Source organism: Patiriisocius marinistellae, from assembly GCF_009014635.1.
Taxonomy (GTDB): Bacteria; Bacteroidota; Bacteroidia; order Flavobacteriales; family Flavobacteriaceae; genus Patiriisocius; species Patiriisocius marinistellae.
Genome location: NZ_BKCF01000008.1, coordinates 14,488 through 33,934 on the forward strand (window position 1 = coordinate 14,488; position 19,447 = coordinate 33,934).

General features: G+C 33.8%; 17 protein-coding genes and 1 riboswitch. Of the genes, 6 read left to right on the top strand and 11 right to left on the bottom strand.

Annotation, left to right across the window (positions count from 1 at the left end; all coding sequences use genetic code 11):
* Positions 1-20 precede the first annotated feature (20 nt).
* On the bottom strand, positions 21-1,190 hold the full coding sequence (locus GB234_RS14400; RefSeq protein WP_151895282.1) for a trans-sulfuration enzyme family protein: 1,170 nt from the start codon (positions 1,188-1,190) through the stop codon (positions 21-23).
* Positions 1,191-1,304: 114 nt separating this feature from the next.
* Positions 1,305-1,438, bottom strand: a riboswitch (SAM riboswitch).
* A gap of 194 nt (positions 1,439-1,632) precedes the next feature.
* Between GB234_RS14400 and GB234_RS14405 the strand changes: the two genes are divergently transcribed.
* Positions 1,633-2,172, top strand: coding sequence for an RNA methyltransferase (locus tag GB234_RS14405; protein ID WP_151895283.1), 540 nt, complete (start codon positions 1,633-1,635; stop codon positions 2,170-2,172).
* A gap of 69 nt (positions 2,173-2,241) precedes the next feature.
* Here the strand turns inward: GB234_RS14405 and folK are convergent, their stop codons facing one another.
* Positions 2,242-3,369, bottom strand: a complete 1,128-nt coding sequence (folK, locus tag GB234_RS14410) for a 2-amino-4-hydroxy-6-hydroxymethyldihydropteridine diphosphokinase (protein WP_151895284.1) — start codon at positions 3,367-3,369, stop codon at positions 2,242-2,244.
* Between the two features lie 170 nt (positions 3,370-3,539).
* On the opposite strand from folK, the gene GB234_RS14415 reads away from it, so the two are divergent.
* From GB234_RS14415 to GB234_RS14425, 3 genes are read left to right on the top strand one after another with little or no spacing between them, the layout of a single operon-like run.
* Positions 3,540-4,283 carry a queuosine precursor transporter gene (locus tag GB234_RS14415; protein ID WP_151895285.1) on the top strand — a complete coding sequence of 248 codons (744 nt, stop codon included), beginning with the start codon at positions 3,540-3,542 and terminating at the stop codon, positions 4,281-4,283.
* A 15-nt stretch (positions 4,284-4,298) separates the two neighbouring features.
* On the top strand, positions 4,299-6,959 hold the full coding sequence (locus GB234_RS14420; protein WP_151895286.1) for an AsmA family protein: 2,661 nt from the start codon (positions 4,299-4,301) through the stop codon (positions 6,957-6,959).
* 35 nt (positions 6,960-6,994) lie between these two features.
* Positions 6,995-7,651 carry a hypothetical protein gene (locus tag GB234_RS14425; RefSeq protein WP_151895287.1) on the top strand — a complete coding sequence of 219 codons (657 nt, stop codon included), beginning with the start codon at positions 6,995-6,997 and terminating at the stop codon, positions 7,649-7,651.
* An 18-nt stretch (positions 7,652-7,669) separates the two neighbouring features.
* On the opposite strand, the gene GB234_RS14430 is transcribed toward GB234_RS14425, so the two are convergent.
* Both GB234_RS14430 and GB234_RS14435 read right to left on the bottom strand, forming a co-directional pair.
* Positions 7,670-8,269, bottom strand: coding sequence for a GNAT family N-acetyltransferase (locus GB234_RS14430; protein WP_151895288.1), 600 nt, complete (start codon positions 8,267-8,269; stop codon positions 7,670-7,672).
* A 103-nt stretch (positions 8,270-8,372) separates the two neighbouring features.
* Entirely contained in the window at positions 8,373-9,164 is a 792-nt protein-coding gene (locus GB234_RS14435) for a DUF2797 domain-containing protein (protein WP_151895289.1), read from the bottom strand.
* 42 nt (positions 9,165-9,206) lie between these two features.
* Here GB234_RS14435 and GB234_RS14440 point away from each other — a divergent pair, with 42 nt between their 5' ends.
* Both GB234_RS14440 and GB234_RS14445 read left to right on the top strand, forming a co-directional pair.
* On the top strand, positions 9,207-10,721 hold the full coding sequence (locus GB234_RS14440) for a GH3 auxin-responsive promoter family protein (protein WP_151895291.1): 1,515 nt from the start codon (positions 9,207-9,209) through the stop codon (positions 10,719-10,721).
* Between the two features lie 195 nt (positions 10,722-10,916).
* Entirely contained in the window at positions 10,917-11,102 is a 186-nt protein-coding gene (locus GB234_RS14445; RefSeq protein WP_151895292.1) for a hypothetical protein, read from the top strand.
* A gap of 151 nt (positions 11,103-11,253) precedes the next feature.
* On the opposite strand, the gene clpX is transcribed toward GB234_RS14445, so the two are convergent.
* From clpX to GB234_RS14480, 7 genes are all read right to left on the bottom strand, one after another.
* Entirely contained in the window at positions 11,254-12,486 is a 1,233-nt protein-coding gene (gene clpX, locus GB234_RS14450; RefSeq protein ID WP_151895293.1) for an ATP-dependent Clp protease ATP-binding subunit ClpX, read from the bottom strand.
* Between the two features lie 26 nt (positions 12,487-12,512).
* Entirely contained in the window at positions 12,513-13,196 is a 684-nt protein-coding gene (gene clpP, locus GB234_RS14455) for an ATP-dependent Clp endopeptidase proteolytic subunit ClpP (protein ID WP_151895294.1), read from the bottom strand.
* A gap of 221 nt (positions 13,197-13,417) precedes the next feature.
* Positions 13,418-14,734 (bottom strand): trigger factor, encoded by a 1,317-nt coding sequence (tig, locus tag GB234_RS14460; RefSeq protein WP_151895295.1) that lies wholly within the window; start codon positions 14,732-14,734, stop codon positions 13,418-13,420.
* A 230-nt stretch (positions 14,735-14,964) separates the two neighbouring features.
* On the bottom strand, positions 14,965-16,512 hold the full coding sequence (locus GB234_RS14465) for an SGNH/GDSL hydrolase family protein (RefSeq protein WP_151895296.1): 1,548 nt from the start codon (positions 16,510-16,512) through the stop codon (positions 14,965-14,967).
* Between the two features lie 18 nt (positions 16,513-16,530).
* The gene (locus GB234_RS14470) at positions 16,531-17,784 is read right to left on the bottom strand and encodes an OmpP1/FadL family transporter (protein WP_151895297.1); all 1,254 of its coding nucleotides are present in this window, start codon (positions 17,782-17,784) and stop codon (positions 16,531-16,533) included.
* Positions 17,785-17,900: 116 nt separating this feature from the next.
* Positions 17,901-18,665 carry an alpha/beta fold hydrolase gene (locus GB234_RS14475; protein ID WP_172966903.1) on the bottom strand — a complete coding sequence of 255 codons (765 nt, stop codon included), beginning with the start codon at positions 18,663-18,665 and terminating at the stop codon, positions 17,901-17,903.
* Positions 18,665-19,378, bottom strand: coding sequence for a pyridoxine 5'-phosphate synthase (locus tag GB234_RS14480; protein ID WP_151895310.1), 714 nt, complete (start codon positions 19,376-19,378; stop codon positions 18,665-18,667). Before GB234_RS14480 ends, GB234_RS14475 begins: the two co-directional genes overlap by 1 nt.
* Between the last annotated feature and the right edge of the window lie 69 nt (positions 19,379-19,447).

Sequence of the window (19,447 nt, forward strand, 5' to 3'; positions counted from 1 at the left end):
CATTTTCTTGTTTGATTTTTTTAAATAGCCTGCACTAATTTTTTTGAAGCAACCCTCTTAAAAGCACTTTCTAAATCTTTAATTAAATCTTCTGCCTCTTCGATACCACAACTCAATCTAATTAATGAATCTTTGATACCCGTTTGCAATCTTTTTTCTCTGGGTACAGATGCGTGTGTCATCTGTGGTGGATGGCATAATAAACTTTTAACTCCGCCTAAACTTTCGGCCAGTTTAAAGTAGTTTGTATTTGTTACAAATACATTTGCAGCAGCAACAGTGTCGTCTTTTAGCGTAAATGAAATAATACCACCAAACAATCCATTTTGTTGTCTTTTTGCAATTTCATGATTTTTATGTGCTGTTAATCCAGGAAAATAAACGTTGTCAACTTGGTCACATTTCAGAAGAAACTCTGCAACTTTTTGTGCATTTTCACATTGCTTTCTGTATCGAATATCAAGTGTTTCAATACCGCGAATAGTTAAAAAACAATCCCATGGTCCAAGGATTCCGCCAGATGCATTTTGAATAAATTTAATTTGCTCGCTAAGCTCTTGCGTTTTAGTCACGACAAGACCAGCGACTAAATCACTGTGACCACCTATGTACTTTGTACCACTGTGAATCACAATATCTGCTCCAAGTGCGAGTGGCTGCTGAGCTATTGGACTTGCAAACGTGTTATCCACTACGAGTAATGCGTTGATGCTTTTTGCAATATTAGCAATCGCTTTAATATCACTCACTTTTAATGTGGGGTTTGTGGGAGACTCAATCCAGATAAATTTGGTTTTACTACTTACGGCATTTGCTACGTTTTCAACAATAGTAGTGTCCACATATTTAATATTTAAACCTAATTTTTCATAAACATGTGTAAATAAACGGTATGCACCACCATAAATATCATCTACCGCAACAATCTCATCTCCAGATTTTAAAGTTTTTAAAACTGCATCAATGGCAGCAAGTCCTGTTGCAAAAGCAAATGCTGCGTGACCGCCTTCGAGTCCAGCAACTACATCTTCCAATGCTTTACGAGTGGGATTGTTACTACGGGCATAATCGTAGCCTTTGTTTACGCCAGGGGCATCTTGAATAAATGTTGATGTTTGGTACACAGGTACCGAAATTGAACCCGTTAATGGGTCGCTTGGAATGGAATGGATAATTTTTGTTGCACTCATTTTTCTAAAATTTACTTCGATTTCGCTTTTTTATTTTGAGCGAAACCTATTAATAATTGTTTAAGAAAAATGTTATAAGAATTGACAACAATACACTGCTAGCATATTGTGTTGTCGTTATCTATCTTCGATTAAAAAAATCGCTGTAGAATGTAGCACCTTCTTGATATTCTATACTTAGATAAGTAGAATAACAAGGGTTGCTAAGGCTTCAATGGGTCTAATCCCTCCGCCTTTCTTGATAACATTTCAATAAAGTTTTGAACTTTGTGAGGACAAATATTGTGAAATTAATTATTATAAAACAAATAAAATTAGATTTATTTTCTGAAATATTAAAAATTTAAATAATTTAAAAGAAAAATATTCTGTTTTGCTTAATTAAAATCTCAAGTATTCGGTGTATTATATTTCCGACGGAAATAAATTCTATTTTTGTATTATGAAATATCGTAAACTAAAAAATAGTGAGCTTGATCGCATCGATGCCGAAACTTTTAAAGCTCAAGAAAAAACACCTTTAATTATTATTCTTGATAACATAAGAAGTTTAAACAACATAGGTTCGGTCTTTAGAACGGCCGACGCTTTTTTAGTAAAAAAAATATACCTATGCGGAATTACTGCGCAACCTCCTCACAAGGATATTCAAAAAACAGCATTGGGAGCAACTGATAGTGTTGCTTGGGAATACGCTGAAAACACAATAGATGTAGTAAAAAAACTGCAAGCAGAAGGTGTATTTGTTGCAAGTATAGAACAAGCTGAATTATCTATTCCTCTACAGGAATTTTCTACGCAAAAAGCATTGACATACGCCATAGTTTTTGGTCATGAAGTAAAAGGGGTACAGCAAAAAATAGTAACCGAAAGTGATGCTGTTATTGAAATTCCACAATACGGGACCAAGCATTCTTTAAATATTGCGGTAAGCACGGGAGTAGTAGTTTGGGATTTGTTTTGTAAGCTTAATCAAGAATGATACAGAAAGTATTAATTGTTAGGTTGTATTAATAATCTTTCAACACATTAATTTTTATTTTTCAAACAATTAATTTAAAATCTGATTTAAAATAGAGAGATAATCTTCTCTATTTTTAACAAAATCTAAAGCCGAAATATCGATGATTTTGATATTATCATTATGCTGGTTTTTGATAAACTCTAAATAACCATCATTAATTTTTTGAAGGTACTCTGGTGCAATTCCTTTTTCGTAAGACCTTCCTCGTTTTTTAATGTTTTCTAACAAGCGTTCCGTATTTTGATATAGATAAACATACACGTCTGGCTTAGGTAGTTCTTTATGCATTAAATGAAACAACTTTTTATACAAGTTAAACTCTTCTGCTTGCAAAGTTACTTGTGCAAATATTAAAGATTTATACGCGTCGTAATCTGCGATGACGCAATCATTAAATAGATCAAATTGTGTAATATCTTCTAATAACTGTTGGTATCGGTCTGCTAAAAATGACATCTCCAACGGAAATGCATAACGCGCTTGGTCTTCATAAAACTTAGGTAAAAATGGATTATCCTTGAAACGTTCTAATATTAATTTGCCATTAAAGTCTGAAGCCATTAAGTGCGCTAGACTTGTTTTCCCCGCACCTATGTTTCCTTCAATAGCTATATAATTAAGTTTGCTAAAATCAAAATCTTTTTGAGGGTTTCGAAGCCATTTTGATTGCTTTGCAATTATAGTTACATCAATAGTTTCAATTAACAATTGATCAATAGTTTTCTTAAAAATGGGATGTTCTAGTTTACCATTGATCTCAGCAAGTGGTTGTAAAACAAATTTGCGATCAAGCATTCTAGGGTGAGGAATACTCAACGCTTTCTTTTCTATTACTTCATCGTTATAAAGCAATATGTCTATATCAATTGGTCGAGACTCGTATGCCGTGATTTTTTTATCTTCTCTTCCTATCTTCTTTTCAATCTCCAAGATATTTTTATGCAGTTTTGATGTTGAATAATTTGATTGTATTAATAGTACACAATTTAAAAAATCACCTCCTTCAAATCCTATTGCAGGGGTTTCATATACTGAAGAAATTTTAACTACAGAGCCTATTTTTTTAAAAATAGCATCTACAGCAGCTTGTAGGTGTTCAAAACGATTACCCATATTACTGCCTAGCCCTAGATATATATTGTTTAGAGGAATAATTTGTTAAGAGAATTTAAGTTCATTTTAAGAAAAACAAAACTACTCGCAATTATCTTTGTTGGCAAATGAAAATTGAAATCTTAAAGTATTTAACAGTACTTCTCATTAAACATTCTGTGTTCAATATAGGTTTCGACTGCGCCCAACCAGATGACTAGAGTACTTTAAAAATGAGAAAATTATCACTCAAGGAGCATTTATTCGCGCAACGCATCTATTTAATTTTAGCTGCGTTGTTTATTTGTTCTCTAGTAGTTTCTAATTTAATATTTCAGAAATTCTTCTATTGGGATTTTTTTGGGCTTTATACTTTTGAAATTTCAGTGGGGATTTTACCCTATCCCATCACCTTTTTAATAACCGATATTATTAGCGAGGTATATGGCAAAAAGAAAGCAAACCAAGTAGTGACCGCTGGAATTTTTGCGTCATTTTTCTCTTTACTAATCGTCTTTATTGCAGATGCTGTTCCTGCTACTTCTTGGAGTCCTATTGATGACGGTGTTTTTAGTAAAGTTTTTGGGGCAACTGCCATTGCAGTTTTTGCTTCAATGGTGGCATACTTATTGGCGCAATATATTGACATTCAAATATTTCATTTTTGGAAACGAATTACAAAAGGAAAACATTTATGGATAAGAAATAATTTTTCTACTTTTCTTTCTCAACTTGTTGATACAGCAGCAGTATTGCTATTACTTTGTAGTTTTGGAAAAATTGAGTGGCAATTATTTGGTGGACTTCTTTTAAGCGGATTCCTATTTAAAGTATTGATTGCCGCATTAGACACACCATTTTTATATTTGTTTGTTGGATTGCTTCGGAAAAAACTTAACCTCAACATTGGAGAAGAAATTCCAGAATTAGCAAACAACCTAGATACATTAAGTGCTTCACAGTTGAACGGAAGCTAAAACATAAAAAATACTATGAAAAAGTTTTTAAAAATTACCGGTATCGTCGTTTTGATTTTAATCATAGCGCTTGTTGCATCTCCATTTCTCTTCAAAGATTCGCTCGAAAAACTTCTTGTTAAAAACATTAATAAAAATTTAAATGCTACCGTAGCATGGAATGATTTTGACCTTAGTTTATTTAGTAGTTTTCCTGATGCCGCCTTAGTAATATCTGACTTTAGTGTACTCAATAAAGCACCATTTGAAGGCGATACGCTAGCGAGCGGGAAGACACTAAAACTGGATATGGGTATTACGCAACTTTTTAAAAGTAGTGATGATCCTATTAAAATTGATGCACTTGAACTTGATGAGGCACTGGTTAATATTCGTTTAGATTCCCTCGGAAATGCTAACTACGATATAGCGCTTAAAGATGATGCACCTATTGTAGACAAAACAATTTCTACCGAAGAAAGCACTGGTTTTACATTTGATTTACAACAATATGCATTGAAAAACTCTCGTATTAACTATAGCGATGACAGCACTCAAACTTACTTGATGCTTGCAAATGTAAATCATGAAGGTACTGGAGATTTTTCAGCAGCTAAATCAAAACTTGATACTGAGACTACCGCTGTGGTTAGTTTTAAAATGGGTGATGTTGCTTATTTAAGTGAAAATAATTTAACACTTGACGCAGTGTTTGATATGGACTTAGAAAATCAAAAATATACATTCTTAGAAAATGAAGCTAAGATTAATGAGCTGGCTCTAACTTTTGATGGTTTTGTAAAAATTAATGAAAGCAATAATGAGGTAGATTTAAAATTTAAAACACCTTCTTCAAACTTTAAAAATTTTCTTGGAGTAATACCAAAAGCATATGTCAAAGAACTTGACGGTGTTACAACCACTGGTAATTTTACTGTTAATGGAATTTTAAAAGGCATTATTGATGAAACAAAAATCCCTACGATGGATATAAAAGTACGTAGTGATAATGCGTCTTTTAAGTACCCTTCATTGCCTAAGGCTGTGCAAAACATTTCGATAAATGCAGATTTAATTAATACAACTGGGTTATTACAAGACACGTATTTAAATATAGGAGGATTAACTTTTAAAATTGATGATGAAATTTTTAACGTGAACGGAAGTATTAAAAATTTTACCGATAATATGCTCGTAGATTTAGCATTAAAAGGAACGATAAATCTTGCCAATATTGAAAAAGTATTTCCCGTAGAACTTGACCAAGACTTGTCCGGAGTTTTTAAAGCAGATGTTACCACTAATTTTGACATGAATAGTGTTGAAAAGGAACAATACCAAAATATTAAAACAAATGGAACAGCAAGTATTACAGACTTTAATTACGCAGATCCTGCGTTCCCTAATCCAATTAAAATAGAAAATGCAAACATTACCATGGCGACTGGAAATATTGTTCTTAATGATATGAATGCAACCTCTGGACAGACAGATTTAAATGCAAAAGGGAGCATTCAAAATTTAATCCCTTGGGTGATGGCAAAGCAAGACTTGAAAGGTAATTTTAATGTGACTTCAAATACGTTTAATGTAAATGATTTTATGATTGCTGAAACTAAAACAGCAACTAAAAATAGCAATGCAAGTAAAATTTCAGCAGAAGAAATGGGTATCAAAATTCCAGATTTTCTTGATGCAACTTTAAATTTTAATGCAAAGAAAGTTATCTATGATGATTTAACGCTTGATAATGCCAAAGGAACCGTTTCAATCAAAAATGAAACAGCACAATTAAGCAATGTCACGTCTTCAATTTTTGGCGGTAATATTGCTCTTAATGGAAATGTTACTACAAAAAGCGATGTACCTACATTTACTATGGATTTAGATTTATCAAAAATTGATATTGATCAGTCGTTTTCTAAAATGCCTATGCTAAAGTTTTTAGCTCCCATTGCAAAAGCACTGCAAGGAAATATGAACACTACTTTTAAGCTCAACGGAAATTTAACTAAAGATTTAACTCCCGTTCTTGAAAGTCTAGGCGGCTCAGCCTATGCTCAAATTATAACAGCACAAGTTGATGGAAATCAAACTCCTTTACTAAATGCTCTAGGGAGTCAATTATCATTTTTAAATTTGGATAAGCTTGAATTGAGAGACATTGACACAAATCTTTCTTTTGACAATGGAAACATTGTTGTAAAACCATTTGATTTTGATGTAAAAGGAATTAAAATTACCGCTGCAGGCTCGCATAGTCTTAGTAACAGCATTAATTATAACTTAAAAATGGATGTTCCAGCAAAATATTTGGGTAGCGATGTCACAAAGATACTTACAAAGCTGGACCCAACAGAAGCAGATAAAATGACAGTAGCATTACCCGTAGGTCTTACAGGCAGTTTCACTAATCCTAAAGTAAACCTCAACACAAAAGCTGCAGTAACAGAACTTACACAGCGGATTGTCGCAAAACAGAAAGACAATTTGATTGAAAAAGGAACTGGAATCCTTGGTGATTTGCTAGGTGGAAATTCTAATAGCAATAATGCTGGAAACTCAACAAACGGAAATACAAATACAGGTACAACAACTACTCCGCCCAAAGACGAAAAACCTAAAGAAATTATTAAAGACGTATTAGGAGGTCTCTTTGGTGGTGGAAAGAAAAAAAAGAAAGACAGTATTAATTAACCAAATGATGAGCATTATTGCTCACAAAAAAAATAATGAGCGATTCAGTACTATTAATTCTTTTTGCCGGTTGCGGATTTTTAATATCTGCACTAGGAGCACTACCTGCTAGTTCATCAAATGTTGCGATGGTGACTACTACACTAGAAAACTCTTTTAAGAAAGCAGTAAATATTGCCTATGGAGCAGGACTAGGTAGCACACTTATAGCATTTATTGCACTGTGGTATAGTAGAGCATTTACAGACTATTTTGAAAATAATCTTTGGATTCAGATTTCGTTTCTTGTTTTATTTTTCATCATTGGTTTACTTATTGTTTTAAGAAATTACTTTGATTTTGGCATCGAAAATCCATTAGCAAAAGAATGGAATGTAGGAAGTTTTTATAAAGGATTGTTGTTAGCTATTTTAAATCCTCCAGCATTACTCTTTTGGATTTTCATATTATCGCTTGCTAATCAATTTTTATTTTCAATAACAAAATTTAGCCCCATATTTGTGCTAATTAGCTTTTTTACAGGTGTTTTTGTAGGAAAATTTAGCGTATTATATATGTATGGAAAGTTAAGCAAGAAAATAAATACAAAAGACTCAAAAAACAAAAAAAGAGTACACACCATAATTGGGTATTTGCTTGTTATAGGGAGTTTAGTTCAAGGAGTAAGAATGATATTTGACGCTTACGCTTAGTAATAAATACTCTATGTATTAGTTATTAGTGCCATTATAAATTGATTTAAGCAGTAATTGTTTGCATTCTGCCCACTCTGTTTTTATTATACTTAAAATAATACTATCTCTCCTTTTATTTGCTATTGCAAAATTTTGACGCAACACCCCTTCCTCTTTACACCCTATACTTTTCATTGCACGAATACTACGTAGATTATTTACATCTGCTCTAAACTCAACACGTTCCATTTGTAGTATTTCAAATGCATATTCTAAAAGTAACAGCTTTACATTTTTATTTAATCCAGTACCTTGAAATTCTTTGCCATACCAAGTATACCCTAACATAAGAGTTTTATGAACATCATCAATATTATAAAAACGTGTGCAGCCTGCGTATTGTTTTTTTAGTTTATCAAACACGGTAAATGCATAAGTACTCCCTAGCTTTTTAAGTCTAAGTGCTTCGGAAATATAATCGTTTAAATCACTCGTCGTTTGAAGTTGCCTTAGAGAATATGTCCAAATTTCGGATTCTTCTTTTACAAATCCTAGAAGAGCGGAAGCGTCTTTTGCAACCAAAGGTCTCAACAGTACTCTGGCATTTTCAAGCTGTACCGTTTCCGAAGTTATCATTGTTGGATTTATTTTTTTTGTAATTAGACCTTTTTAATATAAAATAAGATTTTGGTTTTAATCACTCTATAATCTTCTAAAACATTTAAAATAGATACTTAAACTAAACATTTATTGTCACAACAAAACCCTCGTTACTTCGTACATTAAACACGGTATTATCCTCAAAAATAAAGTACTGTCCTTTTATTCCTTTAAGCACGCCTTCAAAATCTGGCGTCTTTGTGAGGTTAAGTGTTTTTAGTTTTTTAGGGTATTGTAAAACTGGGAATTCTAGATTTGTTTCGGTATTATTTTCTATAAAATATTGTTGCGCTTCTTCTGGGATGTATTGTTTTAATTTGTCACGCCACTCCACTAGATTTTCATCTTGTACTTCATTTTTAAGCATGGTGCGCCAGTTTGTTTTATCTCCTACGTAGTCTTTTAATGCAACCTCAGTAATACCCGCTAAATAGCGATTAGGCACCTCTACAATTTCAATAGCTTCATGGGCACCCTGATCAATCCAGCGTGTAGGCACTTGGGTTTTTCTGGTCACACCTACTTTTACATTACTGCTATTTGCAAGATAAACAATGTGAGGTTTTAACTGTACGCGCTGTTCGTATTCTAAATCTCTTTCTTCAATGCCTAAATGCGCTTTGCTCAGTTCTGGTTTCATTACCCAATCTGCCGCTTGTGGAATTTCAAAAAAACAGTCGTAGCAAAAACCTTGTCTATAAATTTTTTTCTCTTTTTTACAATTAAGACATTGATAGCCAACAAAATTAATACTCATTTTTTTATCTAGTAACTGATTGACATTCAGAAAATCATTTTCAAAGACAAGATAGTACTGGATGGGTGAGCCTATTTCGGTTTGCATTTTTGTAAGAACCCCTTGGTATTGCATAGAAATTTAATGTATTTTTAAAGTCTAAAGATAGGTCAAAATATGCCAATCCCCATTGTAAATTCGATTGCTTCGTGGTTTTTAAAGAAACGCTTCCATCAAATAGAGTTGTTTCTTAAATACCCAATTGACGTACAAAATGAACTTCTTGAATATCTTTTAAATACAGCAAAAAATACTGAAGTTGGGAAAACATACGACTTTGCTTCCATTAAAACCTATAGAGAATTTGCTGATAGGATTCCAATTACAAGTTACGAAGAAAACAGTGCTATGATTGAGCGTTCTCGCCATGGAGAAAGCAATATATTCTGGCCTTCACCTATTAAATGGTTTGCTAAATCTAGCGGAACTACAAATGCAAAAAGCAAGTTTATTCCCGTGAGTAATGAGTCTTTAGTAGATTGCCATTATGCCGCAAGTAAAGATTTACTATGCATGTATCTCAACAATAATGAGGATGCAAAATTATTTGTAGGAAAGAGTTTACGTTTAGGTGGTAGCAAGGAATTGTATAAAGAGAACGGAACTGTTTTTGGAGATTTATCTGCAATTTTAATTGACAATATGCCATTCTGGGCAGAATACAGTAGTACGCCGAGTAACGAAATTTCTTTAATGGGAGATTGGGAAGTGAAGATGCAGGCAATTGTTAATGAAACTATTAACGAGAATGTGACAAGCCTACTAGGAGTACCTTCTTGGATGCTTGTACTACTTAATAACGTAATTAAAACAACAGGCAAAGACAATTTATTTGATGTGTGGCCTAATCTTGAGGTTTATTTTCACGGTGGCGTGAGTTTTGATCCTTATATTGAACAGTACAATAAAATACTACCTAGAGATAATTTTAGATATTACGAAACTTACAATGCTAGTGAAGGCTTTTTTGCAATACAAGACCGTAATGCAAACAAAGAACTTCTACTAATGTTAGATTACGGCATTTTCTATGAATTCATACCGATGGATTCCTACGGAAATGAGGCACAGAAAGTAATACCGTTAAGCGATGTAGAGATTGGAAAAAATTATGCAATTGTTATTACAACAAACGCTGGTTTATGGCGGTATAAAGTAGGCGACACAATTAGATTTACCTCTATTACCCCACACCGCATTAAAGTTACTGGAAGAACTAAGCACCACATAAATGTATTTGGTGAAGAGCTTATTATTGAAAATGCTGAATCTGCCCTAAAAAAAGCTTCAATATTAAGTGACTGCGAAATTGTAGAATACACGGCTGCTCCCATTTTTATGAAAGACAAAGAAAAAGGTGCTCACGAATGGATTATTGAATTTAAAAAACCACCAATAAACTTTGAAGTATTCTCACGAGAGTTAGACAAAGCATTAATGCAAGTTAATAGTGATTATGAGGCAAAGCGTTTTAATAACCTAACTTTAAACGCACCAACAATTCATATAGGCAGGGATAAATTATTTTATGATTGGCTAAAGAAAAGAGACAAACTGGGTGGACAACATAAAGTACCTAGGTTATCTAATAGTCGTGATTTTTTAAACGAATTATTAGACCTCAACAAATAGCAAAATTACTATTCCCGATTAACGACACACTTCTCTCGATTAAAAAAACTCCGTTAACCCCTGTTATTGTTCACTTTACCGAACATTTAAAAATTCTATGTATTTCAACGAATTTAGCTCATCGTTCAACTAAAAGTTTTGGTAGTACTTTTCTTACGAGGTATGTTTGTCTTGTTCAAATGAAGCAATAGAGACATGAAAAAAGTAATTTTTATCTTAGCAGCAGTAATCTTAACAAGCACAATGACATCTTGTGGGACTACTTCTTCAATCCAAAATAACGAGACAGATGTTGCAGGTTATACATTGAAAGATAAAAAACAATTAATGGAACAAAAAATTTTAAACACATCATCAAAAAAGGTAATAGCATTGCCTTAAAAATAAGTAAGTAAGTTAAGTTTAAAAAGCCCTGATATTGAGAGAGTCAGGGCTTTTTGTATTTATTATATTCGGGAATTTTTTTTAAAATAAAAAGCCCGCAGTTCAATGAAAAACTGCGGGCTTGAATATTATATATTTCGGCGTATGCCTATGAAACTGCTTTCAATTTTTTAATAGTTGATTTATTTAATTTCGTTTCAGCATATTCTTTTGTTACTCTAAGGATTTTAGTGTCTGACCCTGGCAGCTCAAACATTCCGTCTGTCAAAATGGCCTCACACAGTGATCTTAGACCTCTAGCTCCTAATTTATAAATAATAGCTTGTTCCACGATAAAATCTAACGCCTCTTCTGTAATTACAAGCTCTATATCATCCATTTCAAACAACTTTACGTATTGTTTGATAATTGCATTTTTAGGCTCTGTTAAAATGGCTCTAAGCGTTCCTTTGTCTAATGGATTCATATATGTTAGAACTGGAAGTCGACCTATAATTTCAGGAATCAATCCAAAATCTTTTAAATCCTTTGGAATAATATATTTAAGCATATGACTGCGTTCTAAATAATCTTCTTTTTTAGAGGCACTAAAACCTACAGCTTGCATATTTAGTCTTTTTGTGATATGGCGTTCAATACCATCAAAAGCACCACCTGCAATGAATAAAATATTTTCTGTATTTACTTCGATAAACTTTTGGTCAGGATGTTTACGACCACCTTTAGGCGGAACATTAACAACAGTTCCTTCAAGCAACTTGAGCAACGCTTGTTGAACACCTTCTCCACTCACATCTCTAGTTATTGATGGATTATCACTCTTGCGGGCAATTTTATCAATTTCATCAATGAATACAATTCCGTTTTGTGCTTTTTCTAAATCATAATCTGCAGCTTGTAATAAACGCGTAAGGATACTTTCAACATCTTCACCTACGTATCCTGCTTCAGTCAAAACAGTTGCATCTACAATTGCTAATGGCACATTTAACATACGCGCTATTGTTTTAGCAACAAGTGTTTTTCCTGTTCCAGTTTGCCCTACTATAATGATATTACTTTTTTGAATATCAATATCATCTTCAGTTTTAGGTTGCAACAATCTTTTATAGTGATTATAAACAGCAACACTCATTACACGCTTGGTGTGGTCTTGCCCTATAACATAGTCATCAAGAAAAGCTTTAATGGTTTTTGGTTTCTTAAGCATTAAATCCTTGCTAATCTCCTCACCTTTATTATGCACTGCTTCTTCAACAACAATACCGTGAGCTTGCTCAATACAACGATCACAGATGTGCGCATCTAAGCCAGCAATTAGCAAACTTGTCTCAGCTTTCTTTCTTCCACAAAAAGAACATTCTAATATTTCTTTAGCCATAGTATTTTCCTATTGTCAATCTATTTTTAGAGAGATTTATTACGGGATAAAATCTCATCAATCATTCCATATTCTAGTGCCTTGTCTGCTTTCATCCAATAGTCTCTATCACTATCTTCATAAACTTTTTCATAAGATTGCCCACTATGCTTTGCGATAATTTTATAAAGCTCTTCTTTGAGTGTCATTATCTCTCTCGCAGTAATTTCAATATCACTTGCTTGTCCTTGTGCCCCACCTAATGGTTGGTGAATCATAACTCGTGAATGTGTTAAACCGCTTCTTTTTCCTTTTGCTCCAGCACATAATAACACAGCTCCCATAGATGCTGCCATACCAGTACAAATTGTCGCCACATCTGGTTTTATAAACTGCATGGTATCATATATACCTAACCCAGCATAAACACTCCCTCCTGGAGAGTTGATATAAATTTGAATATCCTTTGCAGCATCTGTACTTTCTAAGAAAAGTAATTGTGCTTGCACAATATTTGCAACTTGATCATTTATACCAGTTCCTAAAAAGATAATACGATCCATCATAAGCCTTGAAAAAACATCCATTGCTACCGCGTTCATCTGGCGCTCTTCAATAATATTTGGTGTAAGCCCCACTGGAGTCATACTACTAGTTATTTTGTCGTAGTAATTACTATTAATCCCGTGGTCACTAATTGCGTATTTTTTAAACTCTTTTCCGTAGTCCATATATTCTTTTGTCCTTTAATTCTTTGTATTAATCTTTTTCTCTTCTGAAATTTTAATAAATTTAAAAATAGCTATATGTCAAATAAAGTGCCTAAATACTAATGACTGACATATTGTAGGTATGTCAAAAAATAATCTGTCAAATATCTAAAATTTCAGAAATAAATAGGGCGCTCTATCATTGTATAAAGCGCCCTAAAGATAACTAAATTCTTATTGAATTACTCGTAAGCCTCTTTGATGAATTTCTCATAAGTCACTTCCTTAGTTTTCAATTTTGCTTTTTCCTTAAAAAACTGAAGTAATTTATTTGTATTCAGTTGTTCACCCATGCGTTGAACTTCCTCTTGGTTTGACATAATACGAGCTGCAATATTATCAAGCTCTTCATCACTAGGATCCATTTGACCAAACTGCGCCATCTGTGCCTTAATCATCCCACGACTATACTCTTTTAATTCCTCAAAACTAGCCTGTAAATTATTCTCTGCTCTTAACTTTCCTTCGATAAGCTGGTAGCGTAATCCTTTTTCACTTCTTTCATATTCTGCCTTAGCCTCTTCATCTGTCATAGGCTTCTCTGATGATACTTGGATCCAACGCTCTAAAAACTCTTTAGGAAGGTCAAATTTTGTGTTTTCTATTAACGACTCAACTACGTCATTTAGCATTTTTTGATCACTTTGTTGCTCAAATTGCTTTTCTGCATCTTCTTTGATCTTTGATTTTAAATCAGCTTCAGATTTTACAACACCTTCACCAAAAAGCTTATCAAATAACTCTTGGTTCATTTCTGCCATCTCGCGAGTGTTTACTTCTTCTACCTTGAATGTAAGTTCATCAACGTCTTTAGCATCCTCAGGAGTTAATCCTATATGCTTTTGAATTTCGTGATCTTCAGCAAACATCCCTTTTGTTTTCAAAGTAATTACATCTCCCACTTTAGCACCGGTTAAAGCTTTAATTTGAGATTTACCTTTTAACTCATCTAACTCTAAAGTTGTACTTTTTTCAACTCCTTTTTCCTCATTAGAAAATGTTCCTGTAATCTCATCTCCTTTTTCCGCTTTATCTTTACTTGTAAGCTTACCGTATTGCTTACGAATAGTCTTTACTTGATTATCAAGCATTTTATCATCTGCAACTACTTTATAATTTGTAATTGCTTTTTTAGTTACATCTACTTCAAACTTAGGAGACATTCCCAAATCAAACTCAAACGTAAAGTCCTCACTTTTCCAGTCAATTTCGTTTTCATTTTTAGGAAGTGGGTTACCTAAAACATCAAGCTTTTCTTCTGTCAAAAATTTTTGTAATCCTCCTTGTAAAAGCTTATTTACTTCTTCTACTAACACAGCTTGACCGTATTGTTTTTTAACCATTCCCATTGGGATATGACCTTTTCTAAATCCAGGAATATTAGCAGTCTTTCTATAATTGGCTAATACTTTTTTAACCTCTCCTTCATAGTCTTCTTTTTTAATTTCGACTGTTACCACTGCATTTAATGCATCAATATCCTTTTTTGTAATATCCATTCTTTACTATTTTTTTCTTTAGAAATTTTTCTTCGGAAACCGTTGGCAATTACCCCTTGATTTACGAGCGTGCAAAAATACGATTTATTTTATAGCCAAACAAAGAATTTATCTAATGCAATATGAAGTATAATAATTTGATTTTTAATCAAGTGGAAATTTCCGAAGATAAAAAAAGTCCCTATTAGTATTTCACCAATAGGGACTTTATTATTTAAGTTGTTTATACCTTAATTAAGATTATTGTTTAATGAAACAGTACCATAAGTACCAATATTTACGTTAGGTATAGTTGCATTATACACACGATTAATCTCATTAATTATCACGTTTGCAGTATAAGCATATCCTCTAGGAGATGGGTGAACACCATCAAGTGAAAAAGCCCCACCTGTAACATATGTAGAAGTTAATTGACCTCCATCAAAGCCTATTCCTCCAGCAGCAACTTGTGCTAATGCTCCTCTTGCATCAACATACCCAATTCCTTTTGCCGAAGCGAGTGCTTGAATTGTTGAATTATATGCAGCAGATGCAGTTGACACACGGCCTTGCTCAACAGCTGTCAAAACAAATTGATCTCCCAATGGAATAGAAACTCCTACAACACCTTGCGGGTTTGCAGGATCTGGCGTAGAACCTAACACACTAGATGCAGGCAATACAACTAAATCACTATTATTTGCCTGACGCAACTGCCCTAATAGACCAGCAGTAGCTGCAGGTAAACCAAAAGGAGGTCCTTGTAAAATACCAGAAATATCAGTCAAGTCATCATCCATTATAATAGGGAAATTCACACCCGCATTAAAGTTAATCATTCTAGAAGCAGCTTCTTCTGCAGTAATCACACCAGCACCAACTAATCCAGGTAACACCTGTGTATTATATAATGCAAATTGAGCATTTACAGCTCCAGCAGTTGCTGCATCTAATGGAATAGATTGAGCAGGCACAGTTGTGAAATAAGGAATTGAAGTTACATCTGGAATATTAATTAAAACACCACCAGCTCCATTAGCAGTTAATGCATCAACATATCCTGAATATACAGAAGCAAAAACGTTAGGGTCTGTAATATCAGCAGAACCATATGTTAATGGATTTAAGTTACCTGTTTGATCAACACCAGCACCACCAGCAGTAGCGTATCCTAAAATATCATTGTTTCCAATCCAAAGACTGAAAAACGAAGGACTTTGCGCAACCGCATCACCGATTACTGTTGCATTAGGATTTGTAGCCATACGTACATAATATGGATTTGCGCTAGGTGGGTTTGAAGAAAGCCCCGCAATGTTACCGTATCCTTCAGCTCCTAAATGAAAACTCTTAGCACCAGGAACACCCATATTATTGAACGGTCCAGAAATTACATTTGATACTTCAGTAGTACCTTGACCCTCTAATGTAACAGGCCCTGGATTTCCATTATCATCAACCGAAAGAACTAATCTATTACCAAAACCAGGTAATGGAGCTCCACCAATTAATAGTCCACCTAAGTTATCATTCATTAAAGGTTGTGTAAATTCACCTCCACCAGCTAAAGCAAATTGCTGAGCCATAATGTTTGGATATGAATCTTCTTGTCCAGAAATAAATAATGCACTACTTGCATATCCAGCAGTAAGTGAATTACCTACAGCTACATAATTTGAGAAATCAGCATCACCATTTGTATAAAAACCATCTTCAACTGGCGTTTCAAATTCTGGCTCACAGCTTACAAACCCAACGGCAAGTAAACCAATCATTAATTTTATAGTATTTTTCATTTTGTATTTTTTTTGGGATTATAATTTATACGTGATACCTAAACCTGGTGAAAATGCACTAGACTTATAAGTTCCTTCAAAAGGAACTGACTGTCCATTCTCAAAATAGAAATCGTAAGAAGCGTCAACTTCCTTAAAGTGTAAGTATAAAAATGAAGCGTCAATTTCAAAACGACTTCCTAGGTTTAATGTTAAACCTGCAGTATAACCATTACTATCGTTACGAGGTGTTTCAGGAGCAAAATATCCTGATTGTACTGGAGACTCATCAAAGTAATAACCAGCTCTCAATGTAAACGTTTTAGTTGCTTCGTATTGTAACCCAAATCTATAAGAAGAAGAGTTTTTGTAATTACGAGCATTTTGTGAATCTGGCACAGTCTCACTAGCGAAATCAATATTTAGAGATTCATAAACATCCCAAAACTGTCTGTTAAAATCAAATGCAAATAACCACTTATCGCAAAACTCATAAGAAAGACCTACAGTTAATTCTGCTGGTAAAGGTAAACGAGCATCAAAAGTTGTTGTGTCTGGGAAAGGCGTTAAAGGAGAATTTGGCACATTTTCAAATGTAGCATCTCCATCTTCTGCTTCAAGAATAATTTTTGAACGATAATTCATTCCTAAAGTTAATTCTTCGGTTGGATTAAACATCCATCCTGCAGTCCATCCCCATTTTGTAACACCAGTGGCATCAATAGTAACTTCAGAACGTTCACCTTCTAAGTTAGACGTAGTTCTATTTAAATTACGGTTAAAGTTCACATTACCCGTAGCAAAGATAGGTCCACCACCAATACTAAAATACTTGCTCAACTTAATAGATACTGTTGGTTGAATAAAAATTGCTTGAAGGTCAATATTGTTTACTAAATGAGAACCAGCCCAATCATCTTCGTAAGTAACACCACTTCCATAAGGCGTGTATACACCAAGACCTAGTGCTAGCCAATCTGTAGCTTGATATGATATGTACGCATAAAAAGGAGTTGCTACATCACTGTCTGTAACAGCCGCATCTCCAGTTGCAGTATTTTGATAAGCCACATCAGCAAAGACACCATGTGCTCCTAGTGACACGCTTAATCTATCCTCAAGATAAACTAATCCTGCTGGATTAAAAAATACAAGTTCACTGCTGTTGACAACAGCAACACCTGTGTGACCCATCGCCAAGGCTTTGTTTCCTTGAAGACTTACCCTATACCCTCCGGCATAGGTTACTGCTGCAGTAAGAATAAAAACAGCAAGAAGTAAAACTTTTTTCATAATAGTTTTCAGTTAAATTAAAATTAAAGTTTGTTTGTTTTATTGCCTCTAAAATAAGCATTCTATTTGATTATTAACAAATACTATGCATACATAATAAATTGAGACTTGCAATGTTATAAAAAATTCATAACAATTTGGTAATATTCATCAGGATTTTCTGCATGCAGCCAATGACCTGCATTTGAAACTGTTTTTATTTTACTCTTCGGAAATTGTTTTTTGATTCCCCACTCATCTTCGTCTTCAATATATCCAGACTTAGCTCCTCTTACAAATAGTGTATCTCCTTTAAAGACTAAAGTTTCTGACAATGCCTTGCCAACTTCTTCTATTTTTTCTGAAACTACAGGTAAGTTAACCCGTAACGCTAAAACTCCTTTTTCTTTCCAATATAAATTTTTAAGCAAAAATTGTCTTGTACCCACATCTTTAATATAATCACTCAAAACATCATCTGCCGCTCCTCTACTTTTCAATTTAGAAAAATCTAATAGCGACAATGCTTTCAAAATATCTTGATGATGTTGAGGATATGACTTAGGACCAATATCTGCAATTACTAACTTAATTATTCGGTCCGGGTATATTGCAGCAAATTCCATTGCAACCTTTCCCCCCATAGAATGCCCCATTAAATAGATGTGTTCCAACTCATGCTCATCGCAATACCCCAGTAAATCATCAGCCATTAATTGATAGTTCCAATCGTCACTATGAAAACTACGACCATGGTTTCTCTGATCAACAAGGTGAACTTCAAATCCATCATTCGCAAATTGATTTGCCATCGTTTTCCAATTATCGCCCATACCCATAAAACCATGTAAAATAACTAATGGCTTTCCTTCGCCTATAATTTGTGAATGTAGTATCTGCATTATTTCAATAGTTTTAGATATTCTTCAACAGTAGGCTTGAGTCCTTTATATATAGCCTCTGCAATTAATGCATGCCCTATACTTACTTCGGCCAGATGGGGGACGTTTTGTTTAAAAAACTTAATATTATCTAATGATAAATCGTGACCCGCGTTTACTCCTATACCCAACTCATTTGCTTTTTTCGCGCATGCGGCATAAGATGTAATGGCTTTAATATTTCCGAGGGTATACTGCTTTGCAAACTCTTCAGTATATAATTCAATACGATCTGCTCCTGTTTTCTTTGCTCCGTCAATTTGATTAAGAATTGGGTCAACAAAAATGGAAGTACGAATGTTATTTCTTTTAAATTCGGAAATCACTTCTGCTAAGAAATCTTTGTGTTTGATGGTGTCCCAACCCGCATTTGAAGTAATTGCATCAACACTATCTGGCACCAATGTGACTTGAGTAGGCTTGATGGCTAACACCATATCTACAAATTTTTTGATTGGATTTCCTTCTATATTATACTCTGTAGTCACAACGCTCTTTAAATCGTATGCATCTTGATACCGAATATGTCGCTCGTCTGGACGTGGATGAATAGTAACTCCATGTGCACCAAATGCCTGTACATCTTTTGCTACTTGTACCACATTAGGATAATCACCTCCGCGCGCATTGCGAAGTGTAGCTATTTTATTAATATTTACACTAAGTTTTGTCATCATGTATCGCTTTTGTAAATTTTTATTAGATTCAAATTTATATCTATTCTGAGGTAATCTTTTTAGTTG